Consider the following 2,997-nt stretch of genomic DNA (forward strand, 5'->3'; position numbering starts at 1 on the left):
GCCGGCGGGCAGCGCCCGGCGTCGGCCGCGCCGACCCAGTGCACCTCGCCGACCTCGCCCGACGGGGCGGGCTCGGCATCCGTCTCGGCGAGGAAGACGTGCATGCGCACGTGCCGGCCCTCGGCCTGCCCGTGCGCCAGCTCGCGGACGGTGAACGCCTCGACGAGGTGCGCCGGGTCCAGAACCAGCCCGACCTCCTCGAACGCCTCGCGCGCGGCCGCCTCGGCGGGCGTCTCGCCCTCGTCGAGCTTGCCGCCCGGCATGTAGTGCACGTCGCGGCCGCGTGCGGTGACCATGAGCACGCGACGGTCGCGCACGAGCGCGATCGCGGCGACGTGCAGGTCGGGCAGCGGCATCCGTTCAGCCTACGCAGCGACCTACGGATGCTGCGGCGAGGTGAAGACGTCGTTCAGCGTGACCGTGGCGAGCCCGCGCTCGTCGAGGATCCCCTTCAGGCGCGGGAGCACGTGGACCACCGGATCGTGGTTCAGGTGCCCGATCACGATGCGACCCGCGTCGAACCACTCGTCGGCGAGGTCGACGATCTGCTGCTGCGACAGCTCGCCCGAGTCGCCGAGCGAGCCGTACCAGAGCGTCGGCACGGTGTAGCCGATCGCGGCGGCCGCGGCATCCACGCGGGCGTCGTGCACGCCGTACGGCGGCCGGAAGTACGGCCGGGCGTCGACGCCGTACACCGACTGCAGGTAGTCGTGGTTGTGCTGCAGCTGCCACTGGATCTCGGCGTCGCTCAGCGTCGTCAGGTCGGGGTGCGACCAGGTGTGGTTCGCGAGCTGGATCTGGCCCCGCTCGACGAGCGGGCGGAGGGCCTCGGCGTTGTCGTCCCACGACGGGTACACGCCGTTCACGAAGTAGGTGAGCCGGATGCCGTTGGCCGCCGCGAACGCGGTGTAGGCGCCGACCACGGCCGAGTCGGTCCCGTCGTCGACGGTCCAGGCGAGGACCTGCCCCGCGTCGGCGGGGAGCTCGGTGATGGCGCCCGCGGGGACGGAGACCCGCGCGAGCTCGGGAGCCGGGAACTCCTCGACCGCGGCCTCCTGTTCCTCGACCTCCTGGCGCTCCGCCATGACGCGGCCGACGGCCAGCACGCCGACGACCGCGACGCCCGTGAGGAACACGCGCCGGGTGAAGCCCATGCGATCGCCCCCTTCCCGCGAGGCGGCCCGGCTCGCCGCCTCACGAGCCGTTGTACACCGGCCCGCGGCCCGCGGCCGGGCGTGCGCTCCGTGCGCCGCGAAGCCGCGGCATCCGTCGCCCTTCACATTTCGTAGGATGGACACCGACTTCGCGGGCGACTCGCCCGATTCCCTTCCTGGACCATTGGAGCCACCGTGGCCGCACCCACCCGTCTCGATTCCGTCATCACGCTCGCCCAGCACCGGGGCTTCGTCTTCCAGGCGGGTGAGATCTACGGCGGATCCCGGTCCGCGTGGGACTACGGCCCCCTCGGCGTCGAGCTGAAGGAGAACATCAAGCGCCAGTGGTGGCGGTCGATGGTGCAGGGTCGCGACGACGTCGTCGGCCTCGACTCGAGCGTCATCCTGCCGAAGCAGGTGTGGGAGGCGTCCGGTCACGTCGAGGTCTTCAGCGACCCGCTGATCGAGTGCCTGCACTGCCACAAGCGGTTCCGTGAGGACCACCTCGTCGAGGCCTACGAGGAGAAGAAGGGCCGCGAGCCCGAGAACGGCCTCCTCGACATCGTGTGCCCGAACTGCGGCACGCGCGGGCAGTGGACCGAGCCCCGCGCCTTCTCCGGCCTGCTGAAGACGTTCCTCGGCGTCGTCGACGACGAGTCGGGCCTGCACTACCTGCGCCCCGAGACCGCGCAGGGCATCTTCGTGAACTTCGCCAACGTGCTGCAGGCGGCGCGCATGAAGCCGCCGTTCGGCATCGGCCAGATCGGCAAGTCGTTCCGCAACGAGATCACGCCCGGCAACTTCATCTTCCGCACGCGCGAGTTCGAGCAGATGGAGATGGAGTTCTTCGTCGAGCCCGGCAGCGATGAGGAATGGCACCAGTACTGGATCGACACCCGCTTCCAGTGGTACGTCGACCTCGGCATCGACCCCGAGAACCTGCGCCTCTTCGAGCACCCGAAGGACAAGCTCAGCCACTACTCCAAGCGCACGGTCGACATCGAGTACCGCTTCGGCTTCACCGGCGGCGAGTGGGGCGAGCTCGAGGGCGTCGCCAACCGCACCGACTTCGACCTGTCGACGCACGCGAAGCACTCCGGCAAGGAGCTGTCGTACTTCGACCAGCAGAAGAACGAGCGCTGGACCCCGTTCGTCATCGAGCCCGCGGCGGGCCTCACCCGCTCGCTCATGGCGTTCCTCGTCGACGCGTACCACGTGGAAGAGGTGCCGAACGCGAAGGGCGGCGTCGACACCCGCACGGTGCTGAAGCTCGACCCGCGCCTCGCGCCCGTGAAGGCGGCCGTGCTGCCGCTCTCGCGCAACGAGAAGCTCTCGCCGCTCGCGCGCGAGGTCGCCGCGACGCTGCGGAAGCACTGGAACGTGGACTTCGACGACGCCGGCGCGATCGGCCGCCGCTACCGCCGCCAGGACGAGATCGGCACCCCGTTCGCGATCACGGTCGACTTCGACTCGCTCGACGACGACGCCGTGACCGTGCGGAACCGCGACACCATGGCCCAGGAGCGCGTGCCGCTCGCCGAGCTCGAGGGGTACCTGGCCGCGCGCCTCGTCGGGGCCTGACCCGCGGGCATCGCCCGCCGTCAGGGTTCCGTAATGCCGTGGGCCCGATGGGTCCGGAGCGACGACGTAGCGTGGAGGGAGCGGGCGGAGGTCGCCCGCGGAACGAGGAAGCCGTCATGCCCGAACGCCCCGCACGTCACGGACGCCCGGTGCGTCCCGTCGCCGCGTCCGTCCTGCTCGTCGCCGCGCTCGCGCTGACCGGCTGCGCCGCGCAGGCGACGGATGCCTCCGGCGCGAGCGCCGACCCCGCACCCGTCGCGGA

At 71.2% G+C, this 2,997-nt stretch carries 3 protein-coding genes; 1 reads left to right on the plus strand and 2 read right to left on the minus strand.

Translation table 11 applies throughout. The features are described 5' to 3' along the window. Window positions 1-356 (minus strand): NUDIX domain-containing protein (locus ESO86_RS14540; RefSeq protein WP_129235633.1); only part of this gene is annotated, 356 nt, incomplete at its 3' end. Window positions 357-377: 21 nt separating this feature from the next. Further along, a complete protein-coding gene (locus tag ESO86_RS14545; protein ID WP_129235634.1) occupies window positions 378-1,154 on the minus strand; it encodes a polysaccharide deacetylase family protein in 777 nt (258 codons plus the stop codon). Window positions 1,155-1,349: 195 nt separating this feature from the next. Here ESO86_RS14545 and ESO86_RS14550 point away from each other — a divergent pair, with 195 nt between their 5' ends. Further along, a complete protein-coding gene (locus ESO86_RS14550) occupies window positions 1,350-2,735 on the plus strand; it encodes a glycine--tRNA ligase (protein ID WP_129235635.1) in 1,386 nt (461 codons plus the stop codon). The last annotated feature ends 262 nt before the right edge of the window (window positions 2,736-2,997 follow it).

It is taken from the genome of Agromyces binzhouensis (assembly GCF_004135055.1).
Classification (GTDB): Bacteria; Actinomycetota; Actinomycetes; order Actinomycetales; family Microbacteriaceae; genus Agromyces; species Agromyces binzhouensis.